16 protein-coding genes are annotated in these 14,633 nt (G+C 68.6%); 9 read left to right on the top strand and 7 right to left on the bottom strand.

Going from position 1 to position 14,633, the window contains the following annotated elements; all coding sequences use genetic code 11:
- Nucleotides 1-6: 6 nt before the first annotated feature.
- Nucleotides 7-615 (bottom strand): TetR/AcrR family transcriptional regulator, encoded by a 609-nt coding sequence (locus IEV93_RS09800; protein WP_188489189.1) that lies wholly within the window; start codon nt 613-615, stop codon nt 7-9.
- 64 nt (nt 616-679) lie between these two features.
- On the opposite strand from IEV93_RS09800, the gene IEV93_RS09795 reads away from it, so the two are divergent.
- From IEV93_RS09795 to IEV93_RS09770, 6 genes are read left to right on the top strand one after another with little or no spacing between them, the layout of a single operon-like run.
- Nucleotides 680-2,170, top strand: a complete 1,491-nt coding sequence (locus IEV93_RS09795; protein ID WP_188489187.1) for an aldehyde dehydrogenase — start codon at nt 680-682, stop codon at nt 2,168-2,170.
- A 42-nt stretch (nt 2,171-2,212) separates the two neighbouring features.
- On the top strand, nt 2,213-2,941 hold the full coding sequence (locus IEV93_RS09790) for an SDR family oxidoreductase (RefSeq protein ID WP_188489185.1): 729 nt from the start codon (nt 2,213-2,215) through the stop codon (nt 2,939-2,941).
- Nucleotides 2,938-3,843, top strand: a complete 906-nt coding sequence (locus tag IEV93_RS09785; RefSeq protein ID WP_188489183.1) for an NAD(P)-dependent oxidoreductase — start codon at nt 2,938-2,940, stop codon at nt 3,841-3,843. Before IEV93_RS09790 ends, IEV93_RS09785 begins: the two co-directional genes overlap by 4 nt.
- Complete coding sequence (locus IEV93_RS09780; protein WP_188489181.1) at nt 3,840-4,238, top strand: carboxymuconolactone decarboxylase family protein; 399 nt, start codon at nt 3,840-3,842, stop codon at nt 4,236-4,238. The genes IEV93_RS09785 and IEV93_RS09780 overlap by 4 nt, the downstream gene beginning before the upstream one ends.
- The gene (locus IEV93_RS09775) at nt 4,235-4,873 is read left to right on the top strand and encodes a PaaI family thioesterase (RefSeq protein ID WP_188489179.1); all 639 of its coding nucleotides are present in this window, start codon (nt 4,235-4,237) and stop codon (nt 4,871-4,873) included. Before IEV93_RS09780 ends, IEV93_RS09775 begins: the two co-directional genes overlap by 4 nt.
- Nucleotides 4,870-6,123 carry a cytochrome P450 gene (locus tag IEV93_RS09770; RefSeq protein ID WP_188489177.1) on the top strand — a complete coding sequence of 418 codons (1,254 nt, stop codon included), beginning with the start codon at nt 4,870-4,872 and terminating at the stop codon, nt 6,121-6,123. The genes IEV93_RS09775 and IEV93_RS09770 overlap by 4 nt, the downstream gene beginning before the upstream one ends.
- 6 nt (nt 6,124-6,129) lie before the next feature.
- On the opposite strand, the gene IEV93_RS09765 is transcribed toward IEV93_RS09770, so the two are convergent.
- Together IEV93_RS09765 and IEV93_RS09760 are read right to left on the bottom strand one after the other, a co-directional pair.
- Nucleotides 6,130-6,402, bottom strand: a complete 273-nt coding sequence (locus IEV93_RS09765; protein ID WP_188489175.1) for a DUF2277 domain-containing protein — start codon at nt 6,400-6,402, stop codon at nt 6,130-6,132.
- 32 nt (nt 6,403-6,434) lie between these two features.
- Complete coding sequence (locus IEV93_RS09760) at nt 6,435-7,406, bottom strand: NADPH:quinone oxidoreductase family protein (RefSeq protein WP_188489173.1); 972 nt, start codon at nt 7,404-7,406, stop codon at nt 6,435-6,437.
- 61 nt (nt 7,407-7,467) lie between these two features.
- On the opposite strand from IEV93_RS09760, the gene IEV93_RS09755 reads away from it, so the two are divergent.
- The 3 genes from IEV93_RS09755 to fadD5 all read left to right on the top strand — a co-directional run bounded on the left by IEV93_RS09755 (nt 7,468) and on the right by fadD5 (nt 10,562).
- A complete protein-coding gene (locus tag IEV93_RS09755) occupies nt 7,468-8,100 on the top strand; it encodes a class I SAM-dependent methyltransferase (protein WP_188489171.1) in 633 nt (210 codons plus the stop codon).
- Between the two features lie 48 nt (nt 8,101-8,148).
- Nucleotides 8,149-8,793: a putative endonuclease domain-containing protein gene (locus IEV93_RS09750; protein ID WP_229705005.1), complete on the top strand. Its 645-nt coding sequence runs from the start codon at nt 8,149-8,151 to the stop codon at nt 8,791-8,793.
- Between the two features lie 194 nt (nt 8,794-8,987).
- Nucleotides 8,988-10,562, top strand: a complete 1,575-nt coding sequence (gene fadD5 / locus IEV93_RS09745; protein ID WP_188489169.1) for a fatty-acid--CoA ligase FadD5 — start codon at nt 8,988-8,990, stop codon at nt 10,560-10,562.
- Between the two features lie 10 nt (nt 10,563-10,572).
- On the opposite strand, the gene IEV93_RS09740 is transcribed toward fadD5, so the two are convergent.
- From IEV93_RS09740 to IEV93_RS09725, 4 genes are read right to left on the bottom strand one after another with little or no spacing between them, the layout of a single operon-like run.
- Nucleotides 10,573-11,421, bottom strand: a complete 849-nt coding sequence (locus IEV93_RS09740; protein ID WP_188489167.1) for an LLM class F420-dependent oxidoreductase — start codon at nt 11,419-11,421, stop codon at nt 10,573-10,575.
- Nucleotides 11,422-11,474: 53 nt separating this feature from the next.
- A complete protein-coding gene (locus IEV93_RS09735) occupies nt 11,475-12,590 on the bottom strand; it encodes a prenyltransferase/squalene oxidase repeat-containing protein (protein WP_229705004.1) in 1,116 nt (371 codons plus the stop codon).
- A gap of 5 nt (nt 12,591-12,595) precedes the next feature.
- Nucleotides 12,596-13,309: a class I SAM-dependent methyltransferase gene (locus IEV93_RS09730; RefSeq protein ID WP_188489165.1), complete on the bottom strand. Its 714-nt coding sequence runs from the start codon at nt 13,307-13,309 to the stop codon at nt 12,596-12,598.
- A complete protein-coding gene (locus IEV93_RS09725) occupies nt 13,296-14,585 on the bottom strand; it encodes a glycosyltransferase family 4 protein (protein WP_188489163.1) in 1,290 nt (429 codons plus the stop codon). Before IEV93_RS09725 ends, IEV93_RS09730 begins: the two co-directional genes overlap by 14 nt.
- Nucleotides 14,586-14,633 lie beyond the last annotated feature (48 nt).

Here is a 14,633-nt window from a genome sequence, read left to right as displayed (position 1 = left end):
CCACGGTCACGACAGATCCTCCAGCAGTAGCTTCGCGGCGTCACCCAGCCGGTCGGCCATGTCGGAGTACGACCCGTAGCCCATACCAGCACGCACCAGCGCGCCGGAGTAGAGCATCTCGAGCAGTTCGATCCGGCGGTCGTCGGAGTCCATCGGCACGCCCAGGGCAGTCGCCAGACGTTCCCGGATGAAGCCGCCGACCCGCAGACGCAGGTGCTCGACGTCGGGGTCGGTGCCGAGCAGGGCAACCGTCACCGCGCCGGCGAGCTGATCCTCACCGGCGACCACGAGCGCGACGTGGCGCAGCACGTCCGCCGCACGCGCCGCAGGGGGCGACGACGGGTCCGGCTCGGGCACCGAGTTCACCAGCATGCGCCAGAACAGCTCGGCCACGATGTGGTTCTTCGAGCTGAAGTAGGTGTAGGCGGTCGCAGGTGCGACGCCGGCGCGTTTGGCCACCGAGCGGATCGTCATCCCCTCGAAACCGTCCTCGCCCAACACCTCCCGCGCCGCCTCGGTGAGCTTGGCGACGGTCTCGGCCTGCTGATTCGTCAGCCGCCGACGCGTGGACTCATGGAACGTGGGACCGGATTCACCGAATGCGGGGGTGGACATGACGGTCACGCTACATTAGCTTTGAACGCGAGTCCAGACACGTGTCCAGATCGGAGTTCGATTCATGGTCCAGCCCGAGGTCGAGGTACGGAAGCTCCATCCGACGGTGAGTTCGGACCTCCTGATCGACGGGGAGCTGCGGCCCGGATCCGGCGGTACCTTCGAGATCGTCAACCCGGCGACCGAGCAGGTCATCGGCCTGGCCGCCGACGGCACGGCCGACGACATGGACGCTGCCATCGCCGCCGCGCGAACGGCTTTCGACACCACCTCGTGGTCACGCGACCACGCGTTCCGGGCGCGGTGCCTGCGTCAGCTGCGAGATGCGTTGCAGGGCCACATCGAGGAACTGCGCGAGATCACCATCGCCGAGGTCGGGGCACCCGCGTTCCTCACCACGGGGCCGCAACTGGAGGGGCCGATCGCCGACCTCGGGTACTGCGCCGATCTCGCCGAGAACTTCGCGTGGGAGACCGATCTCGGTCGCGCCGAACCCATGGGCATCCCGAACCAGCGGATCATCAAGCGGGAGGCCGTCGGGGTCGTCGGCGCGATCACCCCGTGGAACTTCCCGCACCAGATCAACTTCGCGAAGATCGGACCCGCACTGGCGGCCGGGTGCACAGTCGTGTTGAAGCCCGCCCCCGACACCCCGTGGTGCGCGGCACTGGTGGGCACGGTCATCGCCACCGAGACCGACATCCCTGCCGGCGTCATCAACATCGTCACCTCCAGCGACCACGCCGTCGGCGCACTCCTGTCGTCGGACCCCCGTGTCGACATCGTCTCGTTCACCGGTTCCACCGCCACCGGCAAGGCCGTGATGACCGCCGCCGCAGCCAGTCTCAAGAAGGTCTTCCTGGAACTGGGCGGCAAGTCGGCGTTCATCGTCCTCGACGACGCCGACCTGAAGGCGGCGTGCTCGATGGCCGGTTTCAGCGTCGTGACCCATGCCGGGCAGGGCTGCGCCATCACCACCCGGTTGCTGGTCCCCCGCGAGCGCTACGACGACGCCATCCGCTACACCCGGAAATCCATGGCGGGCCTCGAGGCGGGCGACCCGACCGACCCGGGCACCATCTGCGGACCGGTGATCTCGGCGGTGCAGCGCGATCGCGTGGAGTCCTACATCGCACTGGCGAAGGAGGAGGGCGGCACCGTCGAGATCGGCGGTGGCCGACCGGAGAAGCATCCGAAGGGCTTCTTCGTCGAACCCACCCTCATCTCCGGTCTCGACAACTCCGCGCGCGCGGCGCAGGAGGAGATCTTCGGCCCCGTGCTCGTGATCATCCCGCACGACGGCGACGACGACGCGATCGTCATCGCCAACGACTCCCCCTACGGCCTGTCCGGCGCGGTGTGGGGCACCGACCCCGACCGGATCGCCCACGTCGTGGACGGCGTCCGCACCGGGACCATGAGCGTCAACGGCGGCATCTGGTACGGGGCGGACGTCCCCTTCGGCGGCTACAAGCAGTCCGGCATCGGACGTGAGATGGGCGCGCTCGGCTTCGAGGAATACCTCGAGACCAAAGCTGTCGCCACCCCGGCCTGACCGGCCGCCCACCGTGAACACCCCTGCAGAGAAGAGTAATTCATGAGGTTCGAAGGAAAGACCGCCATCGTCACCGGAGCCGCGGGCGGCATCGGCGAGGGCTACGCACGCGCACTGGCCGCCGAGGGGGCCAAGGTCGTCATCGCCGATCTGTCCGACGAGGCGGGTGAGAAGGTCGCCGCCGACCTCGGTGGGCTCTACGTGCACACCGACGTCGCCGACGAGGAGTCCGCGAAAGCCCTGGCGCAGGCCACTCTCGACGAGTACGGCCAGATCGACTACCTGGTCAACAACGCCGCGATCTACGGCGGCATGCAACTCGACTTCCTCATCACCGTCCCGTGGGACTACTACAAGAAGTTCATGAGCGTGAACCTCGACGGGGCACTCAACGTGACCCGCGCCGTCTACGGCCACATGAAGCCGGGGAGCGCCATCGTCAACCAGTCCTCCACCGCGGCATGGCTCTACAGCGGCTTCTACGGTCTGGCCAAGGTCGGGATCAACGGCCTCACCCAGCAGCTCGCGACCGAGCTCGGCGGTTCCGGTATCCGCGTGAACGCGATCGCGCCCGGTCCCATCGACACCGAGGCCACCCGCTCCACCACACCGGGCAAGATGGTCGCCGACATCGTCAAGAAGCTGCCGCTCTCGCGGATGGGCACCCCGAAGGATCTCGAGGGCACCTGCCTGTTCCTGCTCTCCGACGAGGCCTCGTGGATCACCGGGCAGATCTTCAACGTCGATGGCGGACAGATCATCCGGTCATGACCACCGCGAGCACCGACACCTTTCCGATCGGGTTCATCGGCCTGGGGAACATGGGTGCGCCCATCGCCCAGCGGTTCGTCGCATGGCCGGGCGGCCTCGTGGTCTGCGATGCCCGACCCGAGGCGACGGAGAAGGTGGTCGCCGCGGGCGCCACCGCCGTGGCGACGGCCGCCGAGGTCGCAGCGACCGCGCGCGTCATCTCGATCACCGTGCTCGACGATGCGCAGGTCCGGTCGGTGATCACCGGTCCCGGCGGCATTCTCGAGACCGCCTCGGCCGGAACCGTGATCGCCGTGCACTCCACCATCGCGCCGGGTACGGCGATCGACCTCGCCGAGATCTGCGCCGCACAGGATGTCGCCCTCGTCGACGCACCGGTCTCCGGCGGCGCCCCCGGCGCGGAGCAGGGCCGGCTCGCCATCATGGTCGGCGGTCCCCGTGCCGCTTACGAGAAGGTCAAGCCGGTGTTCGCGCTCGCGTCGGACATGACCATCCACGCCGGTGACGTCGGCGCGGGTACGCGGATGAAGCTGGCGCGCAACCTTCTCCACTTCATCTCGTTCACCGCGACCACCGAGGCCGCCCGGCTCGCCGAGGCCGCGGGCATCGACATCGTCAAGCTCGGCAAGGTCGTGCGCCACACCGACGCGATCACCGGCGGCGCCGGCGCGATCATGCTGCGCGACACCACCGCACCCATCGACACCGACGACTTCTGGCACTCGGTGTTCACCCACGTGCGCGGCCTCGGCGAGAAGGACGTCGCTCTCGCGCTGGATCTCGCCGAGGAACTCGACGTCGATCTCCCCCTCGGCCGCATCGCGCTGAGGAGACTCGGCGATGGACTCGGTGTCGGACCGGGCGAGATCGCGACCCACCACCAGAACGGAGTCACCCGATGACCGCACCGAACGAACAGCCCCCGTCCGAGCAGCCCCAGTCCGAGCAGCGACGTAAGGGCCTGGCCAAGATGGCCGAGGTGTACGGCTTCGACCTGTCCGACGGGCCCGGCGACTACTTCGCCCACACCGCCGATCACCTGTTCGGCGATGTGTGGACCCGGGAGGGACTCACGGTCCGCGACCGGCGTCTGCTGCTGCTCGGCGCACTCGCCGCGTCCGGCCTCGACGACGTCGCCGAGATCCAGGCCGGTGCCGCGTTGGGCAACGGCGAGCTGGAACCCGATCAGCTCCGCGAGATCGCGTTGTTCCTCTGCTACTACATCGGGTGGCCGCTCGGCACGAAGCTCAACTTCACCTTCGGCAAGGTCATCGGCAACTTCGAGAAGAATCGTTGAGGCAGTTCGTCTTCGAGGACATCACGTCCGAGGAGGTCGCCCGTCGGACGGGTCTCTACACACCGCTGACCAACTCGGTACGCGAACTCCTCGACGCCACAATCCGCACCGAGGTCGATCCCGACACCATCCGCGCGGCCGGTGAGCTGATCGATCGGGCCACCGCGATGCTGCGGTCGACGCAGAGCGACGGCCCGCACGGGGTGCGATACACCGCCGACGGCACCGGGATGCCCTGGGGCAACCCCGCCATCGGGATCCGCAACGCGATCGCACCGCCGATGGTGGTGACGCATGAGGGCGACCATCGCCGCGTCGCCGACGTCGTCCTGGGCGCGGCCTACGAGGGGCCACCCGGACTCGTCCACGGCGGCATCTGCGCGTTGCTGCTCGATCACATCCTGGGTGAGGCCGCGAGCGCCATGACCGGGACCCTGACACTGCGCTACCAGCGCGCCACACCGCTCGGCGCCGTACACCTCGAAGCCGACGTGGTCGCGACCGCAGGCCGGAAGCTGACCGTGCGGGGATCGATGTCGGACTCCGACGGCATCACGGTGACCGCCGAGGGCATCTTCATCGTGCCCAGAAGAGTCGCGCCCACAGGACCAGACGACCGGGAAGGACCCCGATGACCACCGAACTCCCCACCCGCTGTCCGTTCGGGGCCGGCTGGGATCTGACCGATCCCGCGCTGCTCGAGAACGGGATGCCGCACCACGAGTTCGCCCGGATGCGCGAGACCAAGCGCATCTTCTGGATCGATCAGGATCCCGAGGTCGGTCCGTTCCGCGACAACGGCTACTGGGTCGCCACCCGGCACGAGGACATCCGGGCCATCTCGAAGAACTCGACCGACTGGTCGAGCAACACCCAGGGCGCGGTGATGCGACTCCCGGACATGATGACCCCTGAACTGCTCGAGTACACCAAGGCGATGCTGATCAACCACGATCCGCCCGAGCACACCCGGATGCGCAAGGTCGTGTCGCGGCTGTTCACCCCGCGCGCGGTCAACTCGCTGCACGACATCCTCGATGCGCGTGCGAGAGAGATCGTCTCCGCCGCGATCGCCAAAGGTCCCGGCAACTTCGTCGACGACGTCGCGGTGGATCTGCCACTGTCGGCGATCGCCGACCTCATCGGGGTACCGGCCGCGGACCGGGAGAAGTTGTTCACCTGGACCAACGCCGTGATGAACACCGACGACCCCGACTACGGCGACATCGACGCCGCCGAGGCCAACGCCGCGCTGCTCGGATACGCCTACGCGATGGCCGAGGACCGCCGGAAGAACCCGGCCGAGGACATCATCACCACCCTGGTCAACGCCGACGTCGACGGCGAGGCGCTCGACGAGGCCGAGTTCGGCTTCTTCGTCATCCTGATCGCCGTGGCCGGCAACGAGACCACCCGTAACGCGATCACCCACGGCATGAACGCATTTCTCGACCACCCCGAGCAGTGGGAGCTGTTCAAACGGATGCGCCCCGCCACCGCCGCCGACGAGGTGATCCGGTGGGCGACCCCGGTGCACTGCTTCCAGCGGACCGCGATCAACGACGTGGTCCTCGGTGACGTCACCGTCCGCGCGGGCGAGCGGGTGGGGATGTTCTACAGCTCCGCCAATTTCGACGACGAGGTGTTCGAGAACCCGAGGACGTTCGACATCACGCGGAACCCCAACCCGCACCTGGCGTTCGGTGGCAGCGGGGCGCACTACTGCGTCGGGGCCAACCTGGCCCGAATGGAGGTCGACATCATGTTCAACGCCATCGCCGACCTCGCGCCCGACATCACCAAGCTCGCCGACCCCACCCGACTGCGGTCCGGCTGGATCAACGGGGTGAAGGATCTCGAGGTCAGCTACGGCGCCGCGCGCTGAGTCCCGTCAGCGCGCCCGAGCAGCGATCCGGGCCTGCACCTCGGGTCGGCGCAGTGGAGGGACGGTGCGCGGCGGCTGCCGTCGCGCCGGCAGCGCCTCGAGCAGCGTGGTGGTCGCCGCGGTCACGGCCGCCACCGCGGCCTCGAACGCCTCGACGTTGGCGGGCGACGTCTTCGCCACACCGCTGACCTTGCGTACGTACTGACGCGACGCCGCCTCGATCTCGACCGACGTGGCCGGCGGCTCGAGGCCCCGCAGCTCGGTGATGTTGCGACACATGACGACTCCTCGCAGTGGTCGAGACCCGGGGGTCAGTCGGCGATGTGGATGACCGCCTTGCCCAGGATCTTGCCGTTCTCCAGATCCGACAGTGCCTGCGGCAGATCAGCGAGCGGATAGGTGACGTTGACCGGCGGGCGCATACCCGCGGAGATCATCGCCGTCAGCTCGGTGTGCAGCTCGCCGGGTACCGCCGGATGCGTCCGAATGTACTCACCCCAGGCCGCCCCGACCACGGAGATGTTGCGGAACAGGACGCGGTTGAGCTTCACGGACGGGATGCCGCCCGCCGCGAACCCGATGACGACGAACCGGCCGTCGGGCGCCACCTGACGCAGCGCCTCGTCGAACACCTCCCCGCCGACCGGGTCGATCAGCACGTCCACGCCCAGGCCGCCGGTCAGCTCCTTGAGCCGGTCACCCCAGCCGTCGGTGAGGGCGACGACCTCGTCGGCCCCGACCTCCCGCAGCATGTCGTCGGCACCCGTGCGGTGCACGATCGCGATGACCCGCGCGCCCAGGGCCTTCGCGACCGCGATGGTCGCGACACCGACGCCGCCGGCACTACCGAGGACACCGACCGTCTCCCCCGCACGCAGGTTCGCACGGAGCTGCAGCGCGAAGATCGCGGTCTGGAAGTTGATGCCCATCGCGGCGCCCTCGTCGAAGCTCAGTCCGTCGGGGATTGGAAGCAGCTGCTCGGGCGCGGCGACGACCTTCTCGGCGAAACCACCGACCACCGACATGACCAGAACCCGATCACCGGCGGAGTAGCCGGATCCCTCCGGTGCCGACGTGACGACACCCGCGACCTCGGTGCCGGGTGTGAACGGCGTCGGCAGACGCAGTTGGTACTTCCCCTGGCTCATCAGCAGGTCGGGGAAACACACCCCGCAGGACTTGACGTCCACGGCGACCTGCCCCTGCGCGGGGGTGGGGTCGTCGACATCGGTCAGGGTCAGCCCGCTGGGCCCGGTCTCTTCGGTGAGAATCTGCGCCTTCATGACCGTCACACTAACGGCAGTCCTCGTCGAGGTCAGGCGACCCGCCTTATAGGATCGCCCGATGGACCAGACCCAGCTCGACGCGGCCCACGACGCCCCCGGATTCATGCCCGAAGACGAGGCGCTCGCGCTGAATCAGGTTGCCGGACAGTATCTGTCGAAGTCCGATTCGGTCGGCATCGGTGTCGAGATCGGGACGTACTGCGGAAAGTCCACCGTGTACCTCGGGGCCGCCGCCCAACCACTCGGCGCCACCGTCGTCACCGTCGACCACCACCGCGGGTCCGAGGAGCACCAGCCGGGCTGGGAGTACCACGACACCGCCCTCGTCGACCCGCACACCGGCACCCTCGACACCTCGGCCCGGTTCCGTCGGACCATCTACGACGCGGGCCTCGAGGACACGGTCATCGGCATGCTGGCCCGCTCGACGGATGCGGCCAAGGTGTGGGGCCGGCCTGCGGATTTCGTGTTCATCGACGGCGGACACAGCAGCGAGGCGGCCGACAACGACCTGGGCGGCTGGGCGCCCTGGGTGCGCGTCGGTGGGGCGCTGCTGATCCACGACGTGTTCCCTGATCCCGCCGACGGCGGTCGGCCGCCGTTCGAGATCTACCAGAAAGCCCTCGCCTCGGGCGACTTCACCGAGGTCGCGGCACACGGGTCGCTCCGGGTTCTGGAACGCACCCGCTGAGACCACCTCCTCCGACTCGGGGCCACGGAGTCGCAGATCCGCCGCGCGGTGCGTGTCGGGGACCTCGTCCGACTCCGCCCGGGTTGGTACGCCCGGTCCGACGCGGACCCGACCGTGGTCACGGCCGTACGTGCCGGCGGGGTGCTCGGCTGCGTCTCGGCGCAGCGTGCCCACGGCGCCTGGATCGCCCCGGGTAACGGCGGCGTCCATGTGCGGGGCAGCAGGACTCTGCGCACGTCGATGGCGCATGGCTGCCGCGGTGACGGAACGCCGCCGCCCACCCGCACAGCCGTCGACCCGGTCGACGTCGCGCTCGGGTGCGCCCTGCGCTGCATAACCGACGAACACTGGATCGCGGCCTGCGATTCGGTGCTGGAGTCCGGTCTCGCGCACGGCGCCGACATCGCATCCTGCCTCGGCCCTCGCGGGAAGAAGTTGCTGTCGAAGTGCGACGGCAACTCTCAGTCGGGAACGGAATCGCTGGTGCGAGTGCGACTTCGTGCGCTGAACTTCGCCGTCGTGGTGCAGCCGCGCATCGCCGGGGTCGGAAAGGTCGATCTGCGCGTCGGGAAGCTGCTCATCGAGTGCGACAGCAAGATGCACCACACCAGCCTGGAGGACTACCAGAACGACCGGCACCGCGACCGAGCCGCCCTGGGTGCGGGGATGGCTGAAGATCCGACTCACCTATGACGACGTGGTCTACGGATGGCAGGAGTCGCTGGAAGCGATCCGGGGCGTGACCCTGCCCGAGCGGCACCGCATCCGCGACGGAGATCGTCCGTCCTGAGCGCCACCTCCGGCATAGTGCCGGAGGCGGCCGCGTGAGCGGCAGATCTTCGTCGAACCAGACATCGACCCACCGGTTCCGCAGTAGCGTCGGCGGCATGGATGATCCGTTCCCCCGGCACCTCGAACCCCTGGTCTCCCAACGACACACCTGGGTCAACCAGGTGCGGATGCATGCGATCATGAGACCGGACGAGCCGGCGCTGCGTTTCCTGGGAACCGCCACGACATGGCGTGAACTGGACCGACGGATAAGTCGCCTGGCCGCGGCGTTGGACGCGCGCGGGGTGTCCATGGGCGACCGCGTCCTGGTGCTCACCCTCAACCGTCCGGAGTTCTTCGAGACGGTCCTCGCACTCAACGCACTCGGCGCCATCGCGGTGCCGGTGAACTTCCGGATGGCCCCGCCCGAGGTGGCCCACCTCGTCACCGACACCGGCGCCCGCGCGATCGTCCACGAATCCGTCTTCGATCCCGTCGTCGCCGCGGTCGGCGAGCTGCCGGGCGGTGCGACCGAGCTGCGTGTCCGCATCGGCGGTGCCGACGGGGACGCGCTCGACTACGACGCACTCGTCGCCGAGGATCGCGACCTCCCGCCCATCGATGTGCCGGAGACCTCGCCGGCGGTGATCATGTACACCTCGGGCACCACCGGTGCGCCCAAGGGCGCGGTGCTCACCCACATCAACCTGCAGGCGCAGGCCTATCACAACCTCGTGGCACCGGGAGTCGTCGATCACGAGGCCGTCGCCGCGGTAGCGGTGCCCGTCTTCCACATCGCCGCGCTGGGCGTCATCTCCTCGTGCCTGCTCGACGGTGTGTGCACGATCATCCTGCCGATCGGTCAGTTCGACCCGGCGGCGACGCTCGATGTCATCGAGTCCGAGCGGATCACCACGATGTTCATGGTGCCCGCACAGTGGCAGCTCGTGATCGCCGAACAGCGTTCCCGTCCGCGCGATCTCGCCCTGCGGTTCCTGTGGTGGGGTGCCGCTCCCGCCTCACAGACGCTGCTGGCGGCGATGGCCGACACCTTCCCGGAGGCCACCATCTGCGCGGTCTTCGGCCAGACGGAGATGTCACCGGTCACCTGCACGCTCACCGGCGAGGACACCCACCGCAAGATCGGTTCGGTCGGACGGGTGATCCGGACCATGGCCGCCCGGATCGTCGATCCCGACATGAACGACGTCGCACCGGGCGAGGTCGGCGAGATCGTTTACCGCGGACCGAATCTCATGAGCGGCTACTGGAACCGACCGGACGCGACCGCGGATGCCTTCGCGGGCGGCTGGTTCCACTCGGGCGACCTCGTCCGCGCCGACGACGAGGGCTTCGTCTACGTCGTCGACCGGGCCAAGGACATGATCATCTCCGGTGGCGAGAACATCTACTGCGTCGAGGTCGAGAACGCGGTGGCCGCGCACCCGTCGGTACGCGAGGTCGCCGTGATCGGCCGTCCGGACGAGAAATGGGGTGAGGTGGTCGTCGCCGTCGTGGCCACCACCGCCGACGCCGAGGCGCCCACCGTGGCGCAGCTCCGAAAGTTTCTCGACGGGCGGCTGGCGCGCTACAAGCACCCCACCGAGGTCGTGATCGTCGACGAGCTCCCGCGCAATGCGGCCGGCAAGGTGTCCAAACCCCATGTGCGAAAGGCGACAGCTACCCCGTGATCGATGAGCGCTACGCCAGCCCGAGCTGACCCGCCCGCTTCGCCAGGTAACCGCGGGCCTTGTCGATGTCGTCGTCCGGGACGCCGTAGAGCACCAGGGTGACGCCGAGACCCTCCCAGCGCGCGAGCTTCTCGGGGTCGGGCCTGCCGTCGAGTGCGACGATCTGCGGTGCGCCCTCACGACCGTGCTCGGCCCAAATCTTCTGCAGCAGACGAATCGAGTCGTCGATCTCGGTGTCGGCAGGGGTGGTGAGCCAGCCGTCGGCGTTCTTGGCGATCCAGGTGAAGTTCTTCTCGGTGGCGCCCGCGCCGACGATCACCGGGACACCGGGCTGCTGGGTGGTCTTGGGCCACGCCCACGACGGACCGAAGTTCACGAACTCGCCGTCGTAGGACGCCTCCTCCTCCGACCACAGGGCCCGCATCGACTCCAGGTACTCCCGCAGCATGGTCCGGCGTCGCTTCGGCGGGACCTTGTGGTCACCGAGTTCGTCGAGGTTCCAGCCGAACCCGACGCCGAGGGTCACCCGCCCGTCGGACAGATGGTCCAGCGTCGCGATCTGCTTCGCCAGCGTCAACGGATCGGACTGCACCGGCAACGCAACGGCGGTGCCGAGTCGGATCCGCGTGGTGACCGCGGCTGCGGCGCTCAGCGACACCCACGGGTCGAGGGTGCGCATGTAGCGGTCATCCGGCAGCGAGGAATCCCCGGTCTGCGGGTGCGCCGCGTCGCGACGGGTGGGGATGTGACTGTGCTCGGGGACGAAGTACGCGGCGAATCCCGCCTCCTCCACCAGCGGCGCCAGCACCGCGGGACGCAGTCCCCGATCGCTCGTGAACTGCACGATTCCGTAATCCATCGCCTGCCGACCTCCGCTGCCACACCAGGCAAGACGCCTGACTGGACACCAGTCTAGGCATTTGTGCAGTCGCAGGAAAGACCCGGTACCTCCGATGCAGGCACGGTGACGTCGACCAGCGGGTCCGCGTCTCGGAAGATGCCGTTCGCGTCGCTGGTCCGGCTGAGTGCATCCGCGGCCAGGACGACCGCGGCGGAGGTCCAGCAGCTCTTCTCCACCGGCCACCGCTTGCCGTCGGAGAAGACGAGCCCGGTCCAGTAGGACCCGTCCGGGTCACGGAGATGCTGCATGTCGGCGAACAGCCGCGTGGCGTCGGCGTCGTCGCCCAGGCAGTTCATGGCCAGCACGAGCTCACACGTCTCGGCACCGGTGACCCAGGGGCGGTGATCGACGCACCGGATACCCAGATCGGCGACGACGAACTCGTCCCACCGTCGGGCGATCAGTTCCTGGCCCGCGCGGCCGCGTACCGCCCCGCCGAGCACCGGGTAGTACCAGTCCATCGAGTGGTCCGACGGTGGGGCGAACCGGTCGGTGTGGGCGCGCAGCGCATGACCGAGCCGCAGTTGCGCATGCCGCCAGGCGGGTGCGGGCTGCTTCATCTCGTCGGCGATCGCGACGGCGCAACCGAGCGCCTGATGGATGCTGGCACTTCCGGTCAGCATCGCCGCGTCGAAGACGCCGCCGTCGGACGGGTCGTACGCCACGCCCGAGGTGGGTAGCGGATACTTACCGCCCCAACGGATCTGACCACCCGGAGCCTGGAATCGCACCACCAGCTCGACGGCCGACCACACGGTCGGCCACATGCGTCGGAGAAAACGGGTGTCGCCGGTGATCAGGTAGTGGTGCCAGACCCCCACCGCGAGATAGGCACAGAAGTTCGCGTCGGTGTTGGCGTCGGCGACGGTACCCACGACGGTGCGGATCGCCCACGAACCGTCGGGACGCTGTGTGCGACGGGACCATTCGTAGGCCGCCTCGGCCTCCGGGAAACGCCCGGTGACCGACAACGCCATCGCCGATTCGACGTGATCCCACGGATCGGTCTGACCGCCGGGGAACCAGGGCATCGCGCCCGTGGGTTCCTGCATCGCCGCGATCGCGGCACCGGTCTTGTCGCACTGGTCCTCGGTCAGCACGCCCGGGACATGCGGCAACCGCCTCACGCGTCTCAGGCGGGCTTGCGCAGGTAGAGCACCACGGACTTGCCCACCAACGGGTTCAGCGCCCGCTCGGTGAGCCGCGTGGCGGCGGGAGCACTCATCATGTCCCACACCAGCAGCTTGTGGTACGCCTTGACCAGCGGGTTGTCGTTGTTCTCCACGCCCACAGCACATTTGATCCACCAGTACGGTGCGTGCAGTGCATGGCGGTGATCGGTCCCGACCACCTCGAGACCCGCCGCGGAGACCTTCGCCGCGAGTTCGCTGGCCTTGTAGATCCGCACGTGCCCACCCTCGTTGGCGTGGTACTGGTCGGAGAACGCCCAGCAGACCCGCTCCGGCCAGTACCGCGGCACGGTCACCGCGGCGTGACCGCCGGGCGCGAGCACGCGGGCCATCTCGGCGATGGCCTCGGTGTCGGACGGGATGTGCTCGAGGATCTCCGACATCAGCACGACGTCGAATGCGTTGTCCGCGTACGGGAGATGCAGTGCGTCGCCGACCTCGGTGCGCGCCTTGGCCGATGCGGGCACCTGTTCCTCGGCCATCATGGCGTCGAACATCTCCGAGACCTCGGCCATGTCCGAGTCGGACTGGTCGAAGGCGATGACATCGGCTCCGCGACGGAACATCTCGTAGGAATGCCGTCCCTGACCCGCGCCGATGTCTATCGCCTTGGTCCCGGCGTTCACCCCGAGACGGTCGAAATCAACGGTCAGCACGGATATCTCCTTCGTGGTTCGAGCTCTTCGAGTTCGAGCTCTGCTCATTCAACACGTGTTCGTAGTGGGCCGCCGTCTTCACCGCGACCGCCGACCAGCTGAAGCGCGACTCGACGCGAGCCCGCCCACCGGCCCCCAGCCGGGCCCGCAGGTCGGCATCGTCGAGCACGCGACCGATGGCGGCGGCGAGTGCGTCAGAGTCCATCGGCGGCACCAGCAGCGCGGCCTCGCCGTCGGGGCCCGCGACCTCGGGAATCGCGCCCGCGGTCGTCGCGACGAGCGCGTTGCCACAGCTCATCGCCTCGATGACCGGCAGCGAGAAACCCTCGTACAGCGACGGGACGCACGACACCTCGGCCGACGCGATCAGCTCACCGAGCTCGTCGTCGGACAGCCCGGAGACGACCTCGACACGGTCGGCGATCGCGAGCTCGTCGATGAGTTTCGCGCTGGGGCCCTCGGGATTGAGCTTCGACACGAGGACGAGGTGCACGGGCCGTTCCGCGCTGAGCTTCGCGATCGCCTCGAGCAGATACGACACCCCCTTGAGCGGGGCGTCGGCGCTGGCCACGCACACGACGCGGCCGGACACCCGCTCGGCCGACGGCCGGAACACCTCGGTGTCGACGCCGAGCGGGATGGTCTCGATGCGGCCGGCGGGGATGTCGAACGCCTTGCGGATGTCGACCTCGCTGCTGCGTGAGACGGTCAGGATCTCCGGGATCCGCCGCGCGACCTTGCCCTGCATGCGGGAGAAACCGTGCCAGCGGATCGCGGTCAGCTTGCGCCAGCCCTTGGCCGCCTTCACCGCGAGCGTGCGGTCGCGGGTGATCGGGTGGTGGATCGTCGTGATCACCGGCATGCCGCGCCGCTGGATTGCCAGCAGGCCGTAGCCCAGGCTCTGGTTGTCGTGGACGACGTCGAAGTCATCGGCGCGATCCTTGAGGATCCGCGCCATCCGCAGACTGAAGGTCAGCGGTTCCGGGAACCCCGCGGTCCACATGGTCAGCACCTCGAGCACGTCGATCCAGTCGCGGATCTCGCGCGGGCGCGGGGTGCGGAAGGGGTTCGGCTCGCCGTACAGATCGAGGCTGGGCACCTTCGTCAGACGCACACCGGCATCGAGCGACTCCTGGTCCAGATCCGGGTACGGCTGCCCGGAGAACACCTCGACATCGTGGCCGAGCAACGCGAGTTCGCGGGCGAGATGGCGCACGTAGACGCCCTGCCCACCGCAGTGGGGTTTGCTCCGGTACGACAGCAGCGCGATCCGCACCCGATACCTCTTCTGTGGTTGGTCGGCTCCGGCGTGGAGACGATGACG

The sequence above is a fragment of the Williamsia phyllosphaerae genome (assembly GCF_014635305.1).
Lineage (GTDB): Bacteria > Actinomycetota > Actinomycetes > Mycobacteriales > Mycobacteriaceae > Williamsia_A > Williamsia_A phyllosphaerae.
This window is presented reverse-complemented; position numbering and strand designations above follow the sequence as displayed.